Raw genomic sequence first — 17,628 nt, 5'->3', positions numbered from 1 at the left:
CCTCATATAATATATATTATCTTCTAAGATAGAATTATAGAATTTAGCGGAACGCTTAAAACCGTCACGCTTGCGTTTGAATACCCTGCGGTGAACAAGGAAACTTCCTGCGGTGTATAAGGAACCGCTTCCGGTTCAAACCTACTGGTAATCGTCGGGAAATATCCCTCATCGAAAGAGAGGGTTCCGGCGCGGAACCAATCTCATATCGAACGGGGATCGTTCCGCCCTTCCGTGCTATTTTGCCCGAAATTGACTCACTGGCGCGCGTTTAGGATGCCGGAGAGGGGCAAACCACTTGCCAGCCGAGAAAACGCGCCAGTGACTCGCCATGGCGATTTTAGCGGCTGCGGCTGTTCATGTAGTTTCCGGGCCTCGTCTGGCGTCGCAATTCATCCGCAACCATGCCACGCATAGATTGCTCCATAGTGCGGGCAAGTTTGTTAGCCAAATCGTTATTCTGTTCCGGCGTGCCTGCGCTACCGTTTACGGTGATCGGGGCGGAAATGCTGATTTGCTGCACGGGTGCGTTACTGTTCGCGGCCTTCAATTCAGGATTGCGAAGCGTAGGCGTCGGGCCGACATAACCGCCTTCCGCATAACCGCGCTTGGCAGTCAGGTGAAGGCGTTCAAGGTTTTTCACGCCAAGGCGACGGGTCGCGGCTGCGGACATGACATATTCGCCCTTATGCACCACACCGGCAGGCTGGTGCTTGCCACCGGGGCCGGTATAGCCGCCTTCGGCCCATCCGAAGATAGCGCCGAAAAGCCCGCCACCACCTGCCGTGCCGAACAATCCGGCAAGCGGTCCCTGTCCCAGCAAGGAAGCCTGCAACACGGCGTCCATAAGCGAACTCGCAAGATTCCGCACGGCGTCCGTCAAACTCGTGGTGCCGGTCAGAAGGCCGGACAGCGATGACGTGAAGCTCTGCGCAAAATATTCTTGTGCCGTGCGCAAGCCCTGCGCTTCGTTCGCGGCCTGCGCCTGCGCAAGGCGAAGCTGTTCCGTCATGGTGATCTGTTCGCGGGCCTTCCTGATTTCCTCGTCAGTCAGGGTCAGGCCGTTGCGCTTGGCGTCCTGCTGATAGCGGTAAAGTTCCAGTTCGACACGCTTTTGACTTGCGGTCATGCCGGTCAGCGATTGTTCAAACCGGGCTTGGTCAAGCCCTTCCTGCACGGTCTGGTTAAGGCTCTTGCGGGCTTCATCCTGCCGTTTGATTTCGTCTATGGCCTTCTGCTGGCTTTCGGAAGGCTGCACTTTGACCGGCGCAAGATCGGTCTTGCTATAGAGGCTGCGGATCGTGTCGGGATCGACACGGCGAAGCCCTTCCCATTCGTTGCGAAGTTCTTCCACGTCATTGCCACGGCTGCGGGCCAGATAGCTTGCAATCGCGTCCTGCGTGGTCTGGTCAAACATGGTGTCGCCAGCCAAGCCAAGCGCCTTCATGGAGCCTTTCAGGGTCCGGCGCGTGATCTGGTAAGCACCAAGGGCGGACGATCCCAGCCCGTTTCCATATTTGGCGCGGTTCTCCGGGTTCGCCAGCATCTTCGATTGCAGGGCAAGGACTTGGTCAAGCGTCATGCCGGTCAGATTTTGCGGCCCGCCCGTCCACCGGCCATTGTCGAGGGTGGCATTATAGTTGCCACCAGACTCCACGCGTCGCACAAGGGAAAAGAAATCTATCTGGTCGCCGTAAGTGGCAACGGTGCGGGCGCGATCACGGATGCGGGCCGCTTCGTCAATCTCTGCCGGGTTCTTGGCGTTCCTGACTGCCTGTTGAAAAGCGGCGTCTATCTGGTCAAGCTTCGCAAGCTCGTCCAGTTCGGCTTTGAGTTCCGGCACCATGTTTTTCAGATCGGTAAGGGCCTGCTTAAAATTGGCCGCTGCGGCTGCGGTGCCGTTGAATGCACCGGACGCGCCAAGCGTGATATTCGACAACTCGCGAAGCGCTGCGGCAAATTCCTTGCTATGCGGGGTCAGGCTGGCAATCTGGTTGTCAACCGCCTCGAGATCGGCTTCCAGCCGCGACAAGGCAAGACCTTCAATAGCGTCATCGAAGTCAGGCTTGCTGCGAAGATCGTTAATGCGTTCCAGAATGTCGGCGCGGCGCTCAAGAAAGGTATTCAACCGGCCTTCATCGGAAAGGGCATAATCCCGCTTGGCTGCGATGTAGTTATTCCCGGTAATGGTATTGATTGCGTCTGCAATCTGGCGAGCATAGCCGACGCTTTGAATAGCGGCCTGCTTGGAATACACCAAGACGTTACGCCACATGGTTTCCCGTTGAGCATCAATCTTTTTTGCGGCCTCAAGCTGTTCGTCGGTGAAAAGTGCCGCTTCGCTGCGAAGCTTCTGAATTTGGTCAACAGAAAGACCAAGCACCTTGGAAAGTTCTTCCGCGCCCGTGCCGCCGAAAAGCTCGTCAAGATTGCGGGCCTGTGCGGCCTTGTCCATCTTTTGCAGCTTGGCAATAATCTCATCAAGGAAGGCGGAAGGATCACGCAAGCGTTCGGCAACATCTGCGGCAGTCAGGCCGAGCCGTTCAAAGGCTTCCTGTGCGCTACCCTTGCCAGTGCGGGCGAATTCGTCACCACGAATATTCAGTTCCTTGAGGGCGTCGGTTACGCCGTCCACGCTCGCGCCGGTCGCCTTGGCAACATAGGTCCATTGCTGCCAAACCTTGGATGATACGCGGGCCTTGTCAGCTTCGCGGCTGACTTCCGCGACCGTGGAAGCAATCTGCTTGATGCTGGTCGCAACTGCGGCAACCGCACCACCGGCAAGGAAGGGCGCGAACATGCCAGAAAGCTTGTCGCTGATACTGCCAGCGGCTTTCCCCATGGTCTTGTCCATATTGTCAGCGGCCTGCTTCGTCCGCTTTTCCATTGCGCTGGTTCCACGGTCAAGCGCCTTCTGCCCGCGTGCAATCTGCTTTTGCAACTGGTCATATTTCAGTTGCATCACAATCGCCAAGCGTTCTTCGTCAGTAACCGGGTTTGCCATTACGCGGCCTCTTTCATAGCTGCGGCTTCCGCTTCGCGGATAAGCCGTTCAAATTCTTCGGGATCGTCGTGAATAGAGCGCTGATTATCGTTCGCGGCTGCACGGAAAACCGCGAGCGCCGACGCGATAGCGCCGTCGATATGGTTGCTATGCCGGGTGCCCTTGTGCATCGTGGTCAGTTCCCCGGCATTGGTCGCCCGCTTCACCACCACGCTTTCAAAATGATTGCGCAAGATCGGGTGCGCGCCGTGCCGGATGCGCTTCCCGTTGACGACGCGCTCAAGATCGCAAATCGGGCCGTGCATGTTCTTCGGCGTCTGTGGAAGCTGCAAAACGTTAATGCCCGCGTCCGTAAGCTTCGTCATGATCGGCCCGGCAAGCGACGGGTCAAAAACCACTTCCCGCACGTCATAAGTGCCGCAAAGGTCAATAATCTGGTCGGCTATGGCGTCCGGTTCGATGACGGAACCGTCAATGACGCGCAAAAGCCCATCGTCACGCCACCGGGGATAGGGAACCTGTTCAAGCCGCGCTTTCTCGTCCAAGCCTTCAGACGGCAGGAAGAACCAAGGGTAAACCGAAATGCGACCGTCATCGTGCTTCCATGCGCCAACGATTGCAGTCAGATCGCCGGATCGGGACAGGTCAACGCCAAGGTAACAGGGAAGCGGTTCAAGGTCGGCAAGGTCAAAGTGCGGATCGTAACCGGCGTCATAAACGGCCATATCAAACAGGGGATCGCGGGAAGCGGCCTGCCAGATGTTCAAATGATATTGCTGGAAAGCGAAACGTTCGGCAGGCCGATGCTCTGCCTCTTTCGCCATGGTGCGCAAGCCGCCGAGGTCAGGAAAGCCGTGTTTCAGGCCGGGATTGGCCTTGTGCCAGATGGCTTCATCTTTCCAGTCGTCGCCGGGTTCGGCCTGAAAAATGATCGGCAGAAAAGACGGGTCGTCAATCTCGCCGGTCGCGACCTTATAGGCGTAATCGTAAAGCTCGAAACCGATGTTCTCCTGTCCCCTGCCTGCCGTGGTGGCGATAATCATTAGGGTATCAGGAACCTTCGCCATACCAGACTTGAGCGCTTCCCATAGGTCGCGGCCTTTCCAAGCGTGAATTTCATCGACAAGAACGAATGAGGGCGTCTTGCCGTGCTGCGCCGCGCCGTCGCTGGATACGGCTAGCAATTCGGCCTTGTTTGGTTTCGAAATGATCTTCTTTGCGCTGTTGTGCGCGTCATAGATGCGCGTTGCCGCTTCAAGCCGCCTGTCCTCGCGAACGATATTCGCGGCCTCTTTGAAGCCAATGCCTGCTTGCTCGCGGTCAGAGGCGGCGAATATGGCCTGTCCTGCCGAGCGAGCTTCCGGGCCGATGGTATGAAGCAAAGCCCATGCTCCGGCGATGCTGGTCTTTCGATTGCCACGCGGAAGCATAAGAAACACGGTGCGCACAATACGCGACCCGTCAGGATTACGTGGGCCGTAAATGCGGCGCGTAATACGCTCCTGAAAATCATAAAGCTGGAAACGGCCTTTCGGTGCCGTGCTTGCCGGATGCTTCAGCGCTCGAATGAAATCGACGGCTTCCTGCCCGTATCCGAAGGGGTCCGCGATCGCGGAGCCGTCATAAATCCAATGCGGGAAAGCGCTCTTGCTCAAGGGCGGCTCCTGCCGATCATAAGCGGATTGTCGTCGTCATCGTCGGCGGCTTCCATCATGGCCGCACGGGATCGGGCGGCAGGGGTAAGGCCGAGTTCGCCAGCCGCACGCAATTGCTGTTGCTGCGCCTGTAGCAGGATCGTCGAAAGCGGATTGCGTTTCCCGGCGATTAGCAGGCCAGTCGCATGAAGTTCCTTGTGTGCCTGCCGCATGGTTGCGACGGCAATCACATAGTTTTCCAGCGCCGCAAGGTCGGCTTCGGTCAAAACCTTGCGTTCGTCTATCAGGATCGGCGCCACGCGGCGCCATTCCGCCTTCGCCTCTTTCGAGAGATAAGACGGGGTTTTCGGGATCGCTGTAACCGGCGATGTTCCCGGAATGATGGTTGCGGGCTTCACGCCACGGGTCATTTCAATGCCTCCCCGCGAAGTTCCAAGCCGTCGCGGTTGCCAAGTTCCTTGATTTCCTTCAAGCCGTAGGCGCTGCCGTTGTAGGTCACGCGGTCGGCGGTCGTGATGCCAGGGCGATATCGGACACGGAAAATCATGGTGCCGGTTTCGGCCTCTCCATAGCCGGTGAAAAATTCGGTTGCCGTCTGTTGCAGGACTTCCGCCCAAACGGTTGCAAGCGGCGTCCACGTCTTCACGACACTGCCGGACGGCTTCACGATTTCGGTTTCGCGCTCAATGGCGATGCGGCGATTCAGTTTTCCGATATTCAGCATCAGACAATCCACCTGATAAGGGCTTCCACTGACAGGATGCCATGTCCGTATGCGAGGTCAGGATCACGCGGGAATATTGATTTCGTGACGCGGAAATGATCGCAATAGCCGCCTTCGATCTGGATATTTTTCTTGTCGAGCGCAGCCATAACCGCGCCTGCGATTTCCTTGACTGCATCCTGTCCGGCGTCGAGCGTCCAAATGTGCAAATCGAGATAAACCCACGCCGTGCGCTGCGCGGTATAATCGTAACCATGCAGGGCCGTGCTACCATTGCTCATTATTATTGCGGGCGTCTTGTCAGGCCGGGTGCTACCGCTGCGGATATGGTCAGCCGGAACAACCGCAACCACGTCCGACGATGAAACCAGCCGGGAACGGATAGCGGTTTGGAGGGCCAAGGTCGGCTCAATCATTGGTCGCTTCCTTTCGGCGGGGTTCCCTTGCTCCAAGTCTGGCGGATGATCTTGCGGCCCGCCCGGTTGATACGGTTCACGGCCTTCTTTTTGCCAAGCAGATAGCCGGGCCAGAAGAACGGTTGCGCTTCGGCTTTGCTGGTTCCGTATTCGACAAGGTGCGGATATCGAACTTCCTTATTGCCTGCCGTGATCATGACAGCGCCTTCCGGCACGGTATGACTACCACCCGGCTGCGAATATGGCGGGGTCTGTTCGCCGGGGCCGGTCACGGTGATGCTGTCAATGAGTGCGCCGGTATCACGGGACGTTTCCGCAAAGCCACGTTGAAGGCTGGCGATTTCTTCCGCACCCTTCATGAGTTCCGGCTTGATCTGCTGGCGAATGGCTTCCGGTATGGCGTCCAGCTTCGCGAAAATGCGCTGCAAATCTTTATTCCGTGCCATCGTGGAACCACTTCTCGCGATAGCTATCTAGAACCGAAGCGACACTTTGCGGCGCGATCTGCATAGAAAGGCCGAACGTTGCAACCGAACGGGCTTCAAAATAGAAAGAAACAAGGCGCAAAATCGCAAGTTTCACGTCTGCCGGGACGGTATCAAGGTCAGCAATCGGCTTGCCGATGTAATTCCCGCACCACGTTTCTGCCGCTTCGATGTAAAGCGAAATAAGCTCATCTTCGGCGGTTCCGTCTACCTTCATATGAGCCTTTGCGAGTTCAAGGCTAATTGCTGACATTCTGATTTCCTGAAAAACTTATATTCGGTGTCTCTTGTGCAGTGCTCCCCGCGCCGGTCCCTTTTTCTTTAGGTAAATTGAAGACTACCCCCTGTGAGCGGTTCGAATGCTTGCGAGCATGGGTGTTTTTGCTAAGGGTCAGGGCTTGCTCAACGGTCCATCCGAGATTAATCCGGTTGCGGATCGTGTTTCGTGACATGCCTGTTTCCGCTGCCCATTCCTTGAGGGTGCGCCTGTGGCCGAACGCTTCGTAAAGCTTGGCGTTTGCAGCATGGGTGCGATTTGACCTTTCAATCGCATTGCGGTGCTGTCGAGGTGTGGCAAGGCTGAACTTGTGTTTCGGTTCGGTGCGTTCAATCCATTCCCGCACGCGTTTATCGGGTCGAGGTTTAACGTTGAAACGTGCATAGGCACGCTGTCGAATAGCCGCGCATTCGGCTTCAAATTCTTCCCTATCGATCTGGCGAGCGCGTTCTGCCGGGGTCATACTAAAACCTCATCCGGCAAATGGGACGTTCGACATACGGCGATTGAATCAGATACGTATGTGCTCTCACAGAGTTGGAGGGCATGAGACAATGGATATTGAAGAACACGGCAACTTTTACATACACAGACAGACAATCGCTGATCGTGACGGACGTATTACGGAATACTTTGATGTCGGGCACATCATCGATGTGAATGGCCGACGCATCCATAAGGTGAATTCCGATGTTGGCTTCTCCAATCGAGCCGAAGCTCTCCAATGGATACAAAAGCAAAAAGCCTAGCGTCATAGGTTGCGCTCCTGCCGCTGCTTGGTTGAGTTGTGGCAGGGTTCGCAAAGCGGTTGCCAATTGGCGCGATGCCAGAAAAGGCGCTTATCGCCACGGTGCGGAATGACATGGTCAACAACGGTAGCAAGGCGGGTCAGGCCATGCCGTGCGCATTCCCGGCAATGAGGATGCATTCCCAGATATTCCTTGCGGGCCTTGCGCCATCCATAGTTATAGCCGCGTTGTGCAGCGGTCGGGCGTTGGGCGTCATGCTGTGCGCTACGCTCACGCTTTTGCTTGATCTGGCAAGAGCAAAGCTGACTATGGGGAACGATATTGCCGCAAGAGCAGATGCGGGGCGGTTTGGTGATCATGAGCCGCCCGCAATCTTCGCCTTGAGTGCGCGAAGGCCAGCGCGGTCAAATTCAGGATCAAGGCCAGCCGCGATATTACGAGCCGCCTGATCAGGATCGGGCTTGCGGGCTTCCTGCTTGTCTTTCTCGTCGTCGCTGCCGTGAATGGCCTTCAACTGTTCAATATGGGCTTGATAGGCGCGGTCGATTTCGGTCGGCGTGGCATTCCACGCCTGTTCCGGCGTCCAGCGAAGCCAGCCGGTCGCACGCTCATAAAGGGCGATATAGATTTCCTGCCACGTTGCAGGCTTGCCCTTGCCGGTTGCGGGCTTGGCTTTCGGATCGGGTGCCGGGGCGAACATAATCAGAAGTTCGGCAAGCGGCTGTCGCACGGCGCGAAAGAAGGGGGCGAGCGGCTTTCCGGGTATGCCAGCCAGAAAAGCCGCTCCATCCTGTCGAGAGGACGAACAAGACAGGATGATTTCGGAAATGATCGTGAAATTCTGTTCGTCCAGCGCCTTATAGAGCGCCGGGAAGCCATAACGGGCTTCAAGGGTGCAAGCGGCCCGCAAGGAAGGGCGAAGCGACACAGTGTTTCCACTGTGCGCAATCGTGACTTCCTCATATGCGGGCCGCTTGAAGTTCATGGCGATTAAGCTGCAATCTTCAGCTTGGTCAGGGCTTCGCCAAGGACAACGCGGCCACCTACACGGCGACGTGCATGCAGCTTGATGATGCCATTGCCTGCGCCGGTCAGTTCATCGCGAAGCGTGGAAAAACCTACGCGGTCAGCAATGGTGTAGCCGGATGCGAAGTCACCGAAGACAATGGGCGTTGCTTCAGCGGCAACGTTCGGCATGTCAATAGCTTCGTAAACCGGACGGCCAAGAAGGGTCGGCGGAACGTCTGCGGCAATCGAAGGCTGCCAGAGATAAGAGCCATCCGCGTCCTTCAGCTTGCGCACAACTGCCATCGTGCCACGGTTCATGAGCCAAGCGCCACGGGCCGAATAGCCGGTCTTGATCGAATAGAACAAATCAATGAGTGCATCGGCGTCGATCTGTTCAACTTCATGGGCCGAGACTTCTGCCGAAGTAAGAACGCCTTCGGCCTGTGACGTGCCGTTGCCCTTGACGAACCATGCGGCTTCCTTCTGGCCAAAACGGCGAGCAATATGGTTCGAAAGATAGCTTTCAAGGTCAATCTGGGCGTCTTCCAGAAGGACACGCGTGACCGGCACGACAACAGCCATTTCAAACGGCTTGAGATCAATCTGTTCGAAAGACGGTTCGCTTTCTGGGCGGTCGCCGGTTTCGGTGACTTCTTCCGGTTCCACTTCATCGACAAGGCGCGGAAGCTGCAAAAGCGGGCCGCTCATGCTGATAGACGCTGCAAGCGAGCGAACCGGCGAGAATTCGGCAAGCTTTTCCAGAATGGTCTTGGCCGTTTCATCCGGGGCTAGAATGCCGCCCGTGGAAGGGGTGCCAAATGCCAGGGCCTTTTCTTCAACGCGGCCCGTGCGCAGATAATCGGTGAATGCCTTACGCTCAAAGCCGTTATCATTGACGGCACGGGGCTGGTTATTGTTTGCTGCGGACGGACGATTGAGCTTCGCCTTGATCGTGGCAACGTCGTTTTTCAGGGCTTTGAGTTCTGCCAGTTCGTCCGGCGAGATAACCGGATCGGCCTTCGTTTCGATGTTTTCGAGTTCGTCTTCCATAAAGGTTTCCTTATTCAGTGCCGTCGCATCAGCGGCTTTGATAGAAGTGATCTGCGCGCCCGGATGCGACGGGACGGCGACAACGGAAATTTCGTGAAGGTCTAGGGCCGTGATCATGCGCCCGCGCTGGCGTGGCTTTGCGGACTTGGTGACGAAACCGATAGAAAGGCCGGTGACGGCCTTTGCGCGGATCATGGCGCGGACTTCGCGGGCGCGCTCCACTTCATCAACCAGCAAGCGGCCCTTGACGCTCAGGCCATTCGGCGTTTCTGCGATCTGATCCCAAACGCCGATAACTTGCGCCTGATCATGTGCAAACAGCATGGGAAGTGATGCCGGGGCAGTAATTGCGCCCTTCTGAATCATGTCGCCCACGCGGTCAGGAGTGCTGAACGGCCATGCAATGCCCGTCACGGTCCCGGCGTCATCAATCGACAAGGCGGCTTTAACTTCAAGGCGCTGCTTCATTCGGCAACGTCCTGTCCAGTTTCGTCCTGGCTAATTTCTGCCGATGCCGGTTGACCACTCCAACGCGTTTCCAGAATGTCAAAGGCAAGGCCATAGATTTCGACAATCGGCGTCGGCTTCGCATAGGCTTCGATAAGTTCCGAAGCGCGAACCGGGGAAGTGCCACCGCCGATCAGACCAAGCCGAAGGACTTCAAGAGCGTCGCCGAAGCGGAATTGCATCGTGACAAACTGCTGATAGAGCGCACCAATGCCGAAACCGGCCTTGCGCTCAAGTTCATTGATTTGTTCGTCGGCAAGGGTGAAGGTCTTTTCGCCGTCGCCAAAGAAAGCGCGATGTTCGGTCATGCGGATTCCTTATCCGGCCCGCTCTTGGCGGGGCCGGTCGTGGTCGTGGTGATGTAGGGATTTGCAAGCTCGTCGCCGCCTTCGATTGCCGGAAGGTTTTCGCGGGCGCGGACTTCGTTCGGCGTATAGACGCGAGCGGCAATCAGCTTCGTGTAAATATCGGCGCGGCCTGCGGCGTCTGCGCGCTCAAGGTCTGCCGTGACGAATTCAAAATAGTGGTTGTCGCGCTCGTTTTCGGACAGCAACACCATGGCGTAAGCGTCTTGCCAGCGGTCCAGCCACGGGCGAAGGCACATTTGCAGGAAGCTTGCGCCCATCTGTTCGGCGTTGCTCCACGTGGCACGGTCTAGCTGATAAAGAAGATGCGGCGGGACGCCAAAGACGCGGGCAACTTCATTGATCTGCTCAAGGCGGTTTTCAATAAACTGCGCGTCGGTAGAGGTCATGGCAGGCTGTTCGTATTTCCAGCCTGCATCCATGACCAAGGGATCGCCCTTGCTGCCGTTCTGCCAATTGCGGAATGAAGCCAAAATATTGGCTACGGTCTTTGCGCCCGCTTCACTTCCCTGCGATTTCTCATTGGTGATTATGCCTGAAGGGCGAGCGCCAGAGCTAAAAAACTGTGCGCCGTGGCGTTCAAGGATCGCGGCAAGGCCAATTGCTTCCTTGCCAAATTCAATAGGCGACGTGCCGAGAAAAGACGGGACATGAAGAATTTCAGTGTGGGGATATTCGCGCGAACCGCCCTTTTCGGACACGCGGAAAACAGGCGCGCCGGTATATTCGTCCTCAAGGATTGAGACGGTGCCGGGTTTCAGGCGATGAAGCTCAAAAGGTTTGCCATCATCGAAACGAACGACTTTCGCGAAACCGTTTCCGTGAACTAAGGCGTCGGCAGTCAGGACTTCGCGAAGCTTGCCCGCGCCGATCCATTCGTTTGCCCACCTGTGTGCAAGGCGATACGACGAATGGTCCTTTGCCGGTTGTTTGCCGTCATCAGTTTCCTGATAGACCTTGCAAGGTAAAGACCCAATAGTTTCAGAGATAAGGCGAACGGCTTGCAGGACGGCTGGAACATAAAGCGCATTCGTGCCGCTCATGTTTACGCCTGAATAAGTAGGGCGAACGCCGAATATTCCGGCAAGGGAAGGATCGGAGGTCGAATACGCCTTTCGATCCTTCACAATACCAAAGGCCTTAGCTACGCGGCCAAACTCTCTACGCAACAAAACTGAATCCACGCCAGATTTAACTTGACGTGGATTCTCTCATATCGAGAATCAGATGTGAATCCCTTTTTATGAATTAATTCATATTTTATGAGGATTTTCCTATTTTATCGTCGTTTCAATCCTCAGATAGCGGCAGAAAGTGATTGGCAATATCGATACACACAGTCAGAAATTCGTCGACGTTAAGCCAGACGTCCCACTCGCGTTTGCCTTGTTTGCCGGAAAGCTCCACCATACCTGTCATGCCCCAAGCAAAATTCTCATCTCTCGAATTTCCGTCGTTGTCGTAGACAGGGCGCACATCACAAGCATGGATTATTTTGTTACATGCTTCTCGAAACTCCAAATCTACGTTCTTATCGCCATCTTTGTCTTTCCAAATCAAATTTCCAATACCATCTGAATCTGATATTATCTTCTTATATACTTTCTCATCATCGCCGCTTGACAAAATATCATCAAATACTCTCATTCTAATGGCAATATCTAACAAAGAAGCTGACAACCTTTCTTCCGCTACTCGAAAAAAGTATCGGTTTAGAGAGTTTGATACATCTTCTTCCTCTTGACCAGAAAGCGCGTTACTTGAAGAAACGATCAAATATGCGTCAATACATAAATCCCTAATCTCATCAAAATCTATTACGTGGGGTTTTTCGTATTGGTGCCAGTAAGGGTTTTTCATTAGTCATTTGCCTCATTTGAAAAATGTGCTTGAGAACTTATCGCGACGTTTCCGGTCGTGATTTCGAGAGCCTGAACTTGATCCATTGCATCGGCCAGTCCCGGCAACATGATATCACTACGCCCATACAACTCTTGCGAACTGCCATCTGACCGGCCCGTCATGTAGTTTCTGGCATCTTCCGGCACGCGGTCGCGTCTGCATAGGTCTTCGAAAAGGTGACGCCAGCCGTGATTAGGAGATAGTTCGGGGTGCTTTTCCATTGCAATTAGCTCACGAACCCAAGTTGATACACGCGGCTGCACCGTGATTTCTTGCTTGGTTTCACCTCGGAATAGGCGTCCGCCGGATGACGCTTCAACAAATTGAATAAGCCCTTCATCCGCCAAAGCCTTATGAACGGGAATACGGCGCTCACTACTATCGTTTTTGAGCGTCCGATTGCCTGCACTGGTCACTTTCCAAAACCAGCGTTCGCCCACTTTGAAAAAGTCTTCCTTATGCAAACTTGCGGCTTCGCTCACGCGCATACCGGAATAGGCGCAAAGCCACGGTATCCAGCGAAACATAGGTTTCGCTTCCGCCCGTGCTGCATTCAAAACAAGCTTGGCTTCGTCCATAGTGTAGGCGCGTAGATAAGACGGGATGGTTTTGTAGTCCGGTGTTTTGATCCCATTGAGCGGATTGCCAGCCGGAAAAAAGTTTTCAGGGTCATTCTGACGGCCCCAATTCATGACGGTGCGAACATTTTGAAACTTGGCTTTGACGGTTCTGTTGCTGTTTTCGCCAGCGTCCTGCATAGCCTCAATCCAGCGTTTTCCCTCAATCGCTGTTACCGTGGCAGCGTTATTTGATTTCCGGTGCTTCGCAAATTCCTTTGCAGCGTCCCGATACTTCTTCACCGTTCTTTCCGGCAAGGGCTTGGCGCTCTTGCCACGCGAGCGCCGCTTGGTTTCGTCGTCAATAATCTGATCAAAGGTAACGATATGAGCCGGGGCGGCTTCTTCCTGAATCGCAGCGCTCAAAAGTGGGTGCGTGGACTGACCATTAAAATCACCTTCGTTGCGCTCATACTGACGTGCCATTGCCTCATAGCCGGAAATGCACAACGCACGGGCAATTTCTCGCCATTCGGGTGATCCCTTTTCAGCAATAGTGTTTCCGCGAAGCTGCGCACGGCGGACGCGTGTTCCCACAATTCTGTCGAGTTCGTCATCTGTAAGCTTGCCTGAATATCCATCCCGGAACATCGTGGCTATGTCGGCATCGACTTCAAATTGTGCGTAGTTATGATCATGCGCCCGGATTTCAGCATCAAAGACAATCTGGCTTTCGTAATCACGTAGCGCGATCTGCTTGGCCGTCAGCGGATAAGATGGTTCTCTCGCTTGCTGCCCGGTTGCTGCTTCATACTTCTGTCGAGCAATACCGATTTGCTTCTGGATGGAAGCGACCGCTGCCGCGTGCTTGCGCAAGGCGTCACGCTTATCGCCGCCTAGCTGAATTTCAAGCTCCGATTTACCGTCAAGATAGATTCGCAGATAAGGCGGAATAACAACGCGGGCCGAATAACGCCCGTTCCGTTCTTTCCAATGTCGCAGCTTGCCAGCCATGCTCAAACCCATTTTGTGACGCAATTTGTGACGTCAATATGGGCGAAAAGCCTTACAACGCAAGGGGTTCTAATGATTTCAATAGGATGGAATGGTGGGCGATGAGAGACTCGAACTCCCGACATCTTCGGTGTAAACGAAGCGCTCTACCAACTGAGCTAATCGCCCGACTGCTTCGCCAAGTGTCTGGCCAGTCGCTGTGAGAGCCGTTTAGGCAATTCGTGCGACAAGCGCAAGTGCAAAAATCAGCATTCGGCGTCTTTCTTGTATTTTTCTACAGCCCCTTCCGTGTCTCCGCCAACGGATAAGCCAACAAAAGAATAGCCAACCGAAAAACACCGCGAAAAGGTCCAGCGAGATCGGCAATCTGGCGTCAACAATGTCACAAAAAGCAGCTGAACTGGATTGTCGGGGCGGCGAGTATCACGCCGCCGCCTGAATAACTATCCGGCCAAGCGGTCGGGGGAGCAGAGGATGGATGCGCCACCTGCTGCCTGTACGGCGAGGCTTCCATATTCGATACCGGCTACAAGCGCCCGATAGGCATCGTGACCTTCTAGCCATGCATCGATGAAGCCGGCATTGAAAGCATCGCCTGCCCCGGTCGTATCAATCACCGGCACGTCCTTTGCCGCCATATGAAAATCCGCTTCAGCCGTGCGCAGCCACGCCCCTTCTCCACCGCCTTTGAGAGCCACAACTGGAAAGTGCTTGGCAAGCGCATCGAGCGCCTTCGCCGGATCATCATGGCCTGTGATAGCCTGCGCTTCCTCGCGATTGGGCAAGAATATATCAATGCCTTCGCAGGCAGCGAGCAGGCCGGGGTCGTAGATCAGCGTTTCATCCCAGCTGGGGTCGAGCGAGACGGAAAGACCTGCCGCCTTTGCCTGCTGGACGAGATAAGGGATTTCATGCAGCGTTGCGAATTCAGCAATGTGCAGATGCCCCGCATCCTTCCATTGCAACGCGGCTTCGAGCGTCGAGGGAAGCGCGGAACCGGCGCGACGCGACAAGAATGCGCGATCATTGCCAATCACACTTGCCACCGTCACCTGTGGCCCAGCATCGTCGGCCCGTTCCAGAAAGCGCAGATCGACACCGTCGATCTTCAAGTCCGGTTCAAGCCCGCGCGACAAACCATCGAAGCCGAGACGTGCGACCAGCGCCACCGCCCTGCCTGCATGGGCAAGATGGGCGGCAGAGATGAAGGCCCCGCCACCTGCCGCCATCTTCATGTTCTCGGCAAAAACCTCGCGTCCGGGCTGTGGCAGCGATTGCAGCCCGGTAAAGATGAGGTCACAGTAAATCCGCCCGATACTGAGGACAGCCGGAGACTTGAACTGCCGTTTGAATTGTTGCGGCATCATAGGCGGCCCAGACTTTTCTCGGTCCTGGCATCGAAGAGATAAAGGCTTCCAGCAGGCGCCGACACGGAAAGCGTCCCGCCCGTTGCGGGAATGACCTTGCCAGGAGCCGTTGCAATCACCGATACGCCGTTGACATCCAGATGGACCAGCGTTTCCGCACCGAGCGGCTCTACCGCGGTCACCGTACCTGTGAGCGACACGCCGCCGGGCGTTCCGTCCGTGACTTTCAGGTCATGCGGACGAACGCCGACCAGAATGTCGCCGTCAGATGCAAGTTCCACGCCTGATCCACTGCGGCGCCCCGCAATCAGGTTCATTGACGGACTGCCAATGAAGCGTGCCGTGAACACGTCCGTCGGATTCTCATAAAGCTCGGTCGGTGTTCCGGTCTGAAGAATGCGACCGTCACGCATGACGACGATACGATCGGCCATGGTCATGGCTTCAACCTGGTCATGTGTCACGTAAACGGTCGTCGTCTTGAGACGCTGATGCAAGCGCTTGATTTCGATACGCATCTGCGCGCGAAGCTGAGCATCGAGGTTCGACAGCGGCTCATCGAAAAGGAAGGCCGACGGATTGCGCACCATGGCGCGACCGATGGCGACGCGCTGGCGCTGTCCACCGGACAATGCCGCCGGTCGACGGTCGAGATAAGGTTCCAGCCCGAGCGCCTTGCCGGTTTCTTCGATGCGCTTGTCCTTCTCGGCTTTCGACAGTTTCGACGTGTAAAGCCCAAAGCCGATATTCTGACGCACTGTCATATGCGGATAAATCGCATAATTCTGGAACACCATGGCGATGTTGCGCTGCTTCGGATCACGTTCGTTGACGACCTCGCCACCGATCTTCAGGTGACCGCCAGAAATATCCTCAAGCCCGGCAATCATGCGCAAGGTCGTAGACTTGCCACAGCCCGAAGGGCCGACAAAAACGACGAACTCGCCATCCTTGATCTGGAGATCGATTGCCCGGACCGCCTCGACCTTGCCATAACGCTTGACCAGCTTTTCAAGTTCGATGGTTGCCATCAGCGTGCCTCCACAAGTGCACTGAATTTTTCATTGAGTTCGCGGGCAGCCTTTGCTTCGGCGGCTGCATGGTCGAAAGCGGCGGCCTTGAAGCGATCGGCTCCCGCCCTATGCCGCGCAAGTGCAGCATTCATCGCTGTCGGTGCCGGACCGCCAAGACGGTCGCGCACAGCCACGAAATGTTGCGGGGAGACCAGTTCCTCAAACTTTTCGCGCCCGAAGGATGGCTCGCGCCCGGCGGACTCGCGGAAAGCGTCAAGGAAAGGTTCAAAACCGTCCTTCTCCAGACCGCCGCCCATGGCGACGACAGCGCGCGCAACCTTGGCCGCGATTTCATGCGCCTGCCGGAACGAAAGGCCTTCGAGGCGCACCAGAGAATCCGCCAGTTCGGTAATCGTGATGCAGGAGCGGCGGATATTTTCCGCCACACGGGCCGGATCGATACGGATCGCGCCGATGAAAGCGGCCAGAAGATCAAGCACGCGACCAGCGGAGGCGAATGCCTCGTAGCCCATCGCTTGAGTCTCGCCCTCACTGTCATTCATGTCGGTGAACGGCGTATTGTGCATGACGTCCAGAACGGTGCGGGCACGGCCCATGGTCTGGCTCGCCAGATGGCGCATATGTTCGATCGGAACCGGATTGCGCTTCTGCGGCATGATTGATGAAATCTGCACGAAGGCATTCGGCACGTAAATCTGGCCGACCTCGAAACTGGTCCAGAACTGGAAGTCCTGGATGAGGCGTCCCAGATGCACGAACATCAGCTCCAACGCCGAATAGGTCGAGGTGATGTAATCCACCGCTGCAATGCAGCTGTAGGAATTCGGCAAGGGGGCAGCAAAGCCCAACAGGCTCGCCACTCGTGCGCGATCGATCGGGAAGCCTGAGGTGGTGATGGCCGCCGCCCCCATGGGTGACAGGTTGACGATGGCGCGCGCGGCTTCCATCCGTTCCATATCCCGGATGAGAACCTCGACTGCCGCCGAAAGATAGTGACCGAAGGTCGATGGCTGCGCAGGCTGACCATGCGTATAGGCGACGATCAGTGTCTCCTTTTCACGCTCGGCAGCAGCAATCATCGCATCAAGCACATTGCGCGCCTGCGTCATCAGCGTATCGATACGATCCTTCAGACCAAGCTTGAACAGCGTGTGGTCAATATCGTTGCGTGAGCGCGCCGTGTGAAGGCGACCGGCGGTGTCGGCACCAATGCGCGCCTTCAGCTCCTTCTCGATGAGGAAGAAAAAGTCTTCCACCTCACCCGTATAGGTGAGCTTCGAAGGATCGATTTCCTTGTCGATAGCTTCCAGAGCACCCGCAATGGCCGCTGCCTGCGCACGGTCGAGAATGCCGGTTTCGGTCAGCATAACGAGATGGGCGCGGTCGATGCGGCGGAAGCCGTCGACATGATGGGTCTTGGCGCCGTCAAAAAGCGGGCGAAGCACGGTTTCCTTGTAAACCGGATCGGGGAAGACGCTTTTATCGGACAGCCGTGGATCGAAATCGGACATGGT

At 55.9% G+C, this 17,628-nt stretch carries 19 protein-coding genes and 1 tRNA gene; 1 reads left to right on the top strand and 19 read right to left on the bottom strand.

What is annotated here, in order from left to right; genetic code table 11:
- Window positions 1–340: 340 nt before the first annotated feature.
- Genes F9K94_RS00960 through F9K94_RS00925 form a run of 8 tightly spaced genes read right to left on the bottom strand, consistent with a single transcriptional unit; the run spans window position 341 to window position 7,024 of the window.
- Window positions 341–3,004: a hypothetical protein gene (locus tag F9K94_RS00960; protein WP_151643118.1), complete on the bottom strand. Its 2,664-nt coding sequence runs from the start codon at window positions 3,002–3,004 to the stop codon at window positions 341–343.
- Complete coding sequence (locus F9K94_RS00955) at window positions 3,004–4,659, bottom strand: terminase large subunit (RefSeq protein ID WP_151643116.1); 1,656 nt, start codon at window positions 4,657–4,659, stop codon at window positions 3,004–3,006. The genes F9K94_RS00960 and F9K94_RS00955 overlap by 1 nt, the downstream gene beginning before the upstream one ends.
- Entirely contained in the window at window positions 4,656–5,069 is a 414-nt protein-coding gene (locus F9K94_RS00950) for a phage terminase small subunit P27 family (protein WP_151643115.1), read from the bottom strand. Before F9K94_RS00950 ends, F9K94_RS00955 begins: the two co-directional genes overlap by 4 nt.
- Window positions 5,066–5,383 carry a phage head closure protein gene (locus F9K94_RS00945; RefSeq protein WP_151643113.1) on the bottom strand — a complete coding sequence of 106 codons (318 nt, stop codon included), beginning with the start codon at window positions 5,381–5,383 and terminating at the stop codon, window positions 5,066–5,068. Before F9K94_RS00945 ends, F9K94_RS00950 begins: the two co-directional genes overlap by 4 nt.
- Window positions 5,383–5,799 (bottom strand): tail completion protein gp17, encoded by a 417-nt coding sequence (gene gp17, locus F9K94_RS00940; RefSeq protein ID WP_151643111.1) that lies wholly within the window; start codon window positions 5,797–5,799, stop codon window positions 5,383–5,385. The genes F9K94_RS00945 and gp17 overlap by 1 nt, the downstream gene beginning before the upstream one ends.
- On the bottom strand, window positions 5,796–6,245 hold the full coding sequence (locus tag F9K94_RS00935; RefSeq protein ID WP_151643109.1) for an HK97 gp10 family phage protein: 450 nt from the start codon (window positions 6,243–6,245) through the stop codon (window positions 5,796–5,798). The genes gp17 and F9K94_RS00935 overlap by 4 nt, the downstream gene beginning before the upstream one ends.
- Entirely contained in the window at window positions 6,232–6,537 is a 306-nt protein-coding gene (locus tag F9K94_RS00930) for a head-tail connector protein (protein ID WP_043062399.1), read from the bottom strand. Before F9K94_RS00930 ends, F9K94_RS00935 begins: the two co-directional genes overlap by 14 nt.
- A complete protein-coding gene (locus F9K94_RS00925; protein WP_151643107.1) occupies window positions 6,524–7,024 on the bottom strand; it encodes a hypothetical protein in 501 nt (166 codons plus the stop codon). Before F9K94_RS00925 ends, F9K94_RS00930 begins: the two co-directional genes overlap by 14 nt.
- A 91-nt stretch (window positions 7,025–7,115) precedes the next feature.
- Between F9K94_RS00925 and F9K94_RS00920 the strand changes: the two genes are divergently transcribed.
- On the top strand, window positions 7,116–7,310 hold the full coding sequence (locus F9K94_RS00920; protein ID WP_151643105.1) for a hypothetical protein: 195 nt from the start codon (window positions 7,116–7,118) through the stop codon (window positions 7,308–7,310).
- Window positions 7,311–7,312: 2 nt separating this feature from the next.
- Here the strand turns inward: F9K94_RS00920 and F9K94_RS00915 are convergent, their stop codons facing one another.
- The 11 genes from F9K94_RS00915 to argH form a co-directional block, all read right to left on the bottom strand.
- On the bottom strand, window positions 7,313–7,669 hold the full coding sequence (locus F9K94_RS00915) for an HNH endonuclease (RefSeq protein WP_407922017.1): 357 nt from the start codon (window positions 7,667–7,669) through the stop codon (window positions 7,313–7,315).
- Window positions 7,666–8,295 carry a hypothetical protein gene (locus tag F9K94_RS00910; RefSeq protein ID WP_151643104.1) on the bottom strand — a complete coding sequence of 210 codons (630 nt, stop codon included), beginning with the start codon at window positions 8,293–8,295 and terminating at the stop codon, window positions 7,666–7,668. The genes F9K94_RS00915 and F9K94_RS00910 overlap by 4 nt, the downstream gene beginning before the upstream one ends.
- Before the next feature lie 5 nt (window positions 8,296–8,300).
- Window positions 8,301–9,836 (bottom strand): phage major capsid protein, encoded by a 1,536-nt coding sequence (locus F9K94_RS00905; RefSeq protein WP_151643102.1) that lies wholly within the window; start codon window positions 9,834–9,836, stop codon window positions 8,301–8,303.
- Window positions 9,833–10,183, bottom strand: coding sequence for a gene transfer agent family protein (locus F9K94_RS00900; RefSeq protein ID WP_151643100.1), 351 nt, complete (start codon window positions 10,181–10,183; stop codon window positions 9,833–9,835). Before F9K94_RS00900 ends, F9K94_RS00905 begins: the two co-directional genes overlap by 4 nt.
- Window positions 10,180–11,283: a phage portal protein gene (locus F9K94_RS00895; protein ID WP_151643098.1), complete on the bottom strand. Its 1,104-nt coding sequence runs from the start codon at window positions 11,281–11,283 to the stop codon at window positions 10,180–10,182. The genes F9K94_RS00900 and F9K94_RS00895 overlap by 4 nt, the downstream gene beginning before the upstream one ends.
- A 247-nt stretch (window positions 11,284–11,530) precedes the next feature.
- Window positions 11,531–12,100: a hypothetical protein gene (locus F9K94_RS00890; protein WP_151643096.1), complete on the bottom strand. Its 570-nt coding sequence runs from the start codon at window positions 12,098–12,100 to the stop codon at window positions 11,531–11,533.
- Entirely contained in the window at window positions 12,100–13,713 is a 1,614-nt protein-coding gene (locus F9K94_RS00885; RefSeq protein ID WP_235920553.1) for a site-specific integrase, read from the bottom strand. Before F9K94_RS00885 ends, F9K94_RS00890 begins: the two co-directional genes overlap by 1 nt.
- Before the next feature lie 92 nt (window positions 13,714–13,805).
- Window positions 13,806–13,881, bottom strand: a tRNA-Val gene (locus tag F9K94_RS00880).
- A gap of 275 nt (window positions 13,882–14,156) precedes the next feature.
- Window positions 14,157–15,080, bottom strand: a complete 924-nt coding sequence (locus tag F9K94_RS00875) for a carbohydrate kinase family protein (protein WP_151643094.1) — start codon at window positions 15,078–15,080, stop codon at window positions 14,157–14,159.
- Window positions 15,077–16,111, bottom strand: coding sequence for an ABC transporter ATP-binding protein (locus F9K94_RS00870; protein ID WP_151643092.1), 1,035 nt, complete (start codon window positions 16,109–16,111; stop codon window positions 15,077–15,079). Before F9K94_RS00870 ends, F9K94_RS00875 begins: the two co-directional genes overlap by 4 nt.
- A complete protein-coding gene (gene argH / locus F9K94_RS00865) occupies window positions 16,111–17,625 on the bottom strand; it encodes an argininosuccinate lyase (RefSeq protein WP_151643090.1) in 1,515 nt (504 codons plus the stop codon). Before argH ends, F9K94_RS00870 begins: the two co-directional genes overlap by 1 nt.
- Between the last annotated feature and the right edge of the window lie 3 nt (window positions 17,626–17,628).

This window comes from Brucella tritici (assembly GCF_008932285.1).
In the GTDB taxonomy this organism is placed as follows: domain Bacteria; phylum Pseudomonadota; class Alphaproteobacteria; order Rhizobiales; family Rhizobiaceae; genus Brucella; species Brucella tritici.
The sequence above is the reverse complement of the archived record's forward strand: the minus strand, read 5'-3'. Positions and strand labels throughout refer to the sequence as shown.

Coding starts and splice junctions, on each gene's coding strand:
- F9K94_RS00900 (WP_151643100.1), bottom strand. CDS start 10,183: ATGACCGAACATCGCGCTTTCTTTGGCGACGGCGAAAAGACCTTCACC.
- F9K94_RS00935 (WP_151643109.1), bottom strand. CDS start 6,245: ATGGCACGGAATAAAGATTTGCAGCGCATTTTCGCGAAGCTGGACGCC.
- F9K94_RS00870 (WP_151643092.1), bottom strand. CDS start 16,111: ATGGCAACCATCGAACTTGAAAAGCTGGTCAAGCGTTATGGCAAGGTC.
- argH (WP_151643090.1), bottom strand. CDS start 17,625: ATGTCCGATTTCGATCCACGGCTGTCCGATAAAAGCGTCTTCCCCGAT.
- F9K94_RS00910 (WP_151643104.1), bottom strand. CDS start 8,295: ATGAACTTCAAGCGGCCCGCATATGAGGAAGTCACGATTGCGCACAGT.
- F9K94_RS00905 (WP_151643102.1), bottom strand. CDS start 9,836: ATGAAGCAGCGCCTTGAAGTTAAAGCCGCCTTGTCGATTGATGACGCC.
- F9K94_RS00875 (WP_151643094.1), bottom strand. CDS start 15,080: ATGATGCCGCAACAATTCAAACGGCAGTTCAAGTCTCCGGCTGTCCTC.
- F9K94_RS00885 (WP_235920553.1), bottom strand. CDS start 13,713: ATGGCTGGCAAGCTGCGACATTGGAAAGAACGGAACGGGCGTTATTCG.
- F9K94_RS00960 (WP_151643118.1), bottom strand. CDS start 3,004: ATGGCAAACCCGGTTACTGACGAAGAACGCTTGGCGATTGTGATGCAA.
- F9K94_RS00930 (WP_043062399.1), bottom strand. CDS start 6,537: ATGTCAGCAATTAGCCTTGAACTCGCAAAGGCTCATATGAAGGTAGAC.
- F9K94_RS00895 (WP_151643098.1), bottom strand. CDS start 11,283: ATGAGCGGCACGAATGCGCTTTATGTTCCAGCCGTCCTGCAAGCCGTT.
- F9K94_RS00920 (WP_151643105.1), top strand. CDS start 7,116: ATGGATATTGAAGAACACGGCAACTTTTACATACACAGACAGACAATC.
- F9K94_RS00915 (WP_407922017.1), bottom strand. CDS start 7,669: ATGATCACCAAACCGCCCCGCATCTGCTCTTGCGGCAATATCGTTCCC.
- gp17 (WP_151643111.1), bottom strand. CDS start 5,799: ATGATTGAGCCGACCTTGGCCCTCCAAACCGCTATCCGTTCCCGGCTG.
- F9K94_RS00925 (WP_151643107.1), bottom strand. CDS start 7,024: ATGACCCCGGCAGAACGCGCTCGCCAGATCGATAGGGAAGAATTTGAA.
- F9K94_RS00950 (WP_151643115.1), bottom strand. CDS start 5,069: ATGACCCGTGGCGTGAAGCCCGCAACCATCATTCCGGGAACATCGCCG.
- F9K94_RS00890 (WP_151643096.1), bottom strand. CDS start 12,100: ATGAAAAACCCTTACTGGCACCAATACGAAAAACCCCACGTAATAGAT.
- F9K94_RS00945 (WP_151643113.1), bottom strand. CDS start 5,383: ATGCTGAATATCGGAAAACTGAATCGCCGCATCGCCATTGAGCGCGAA.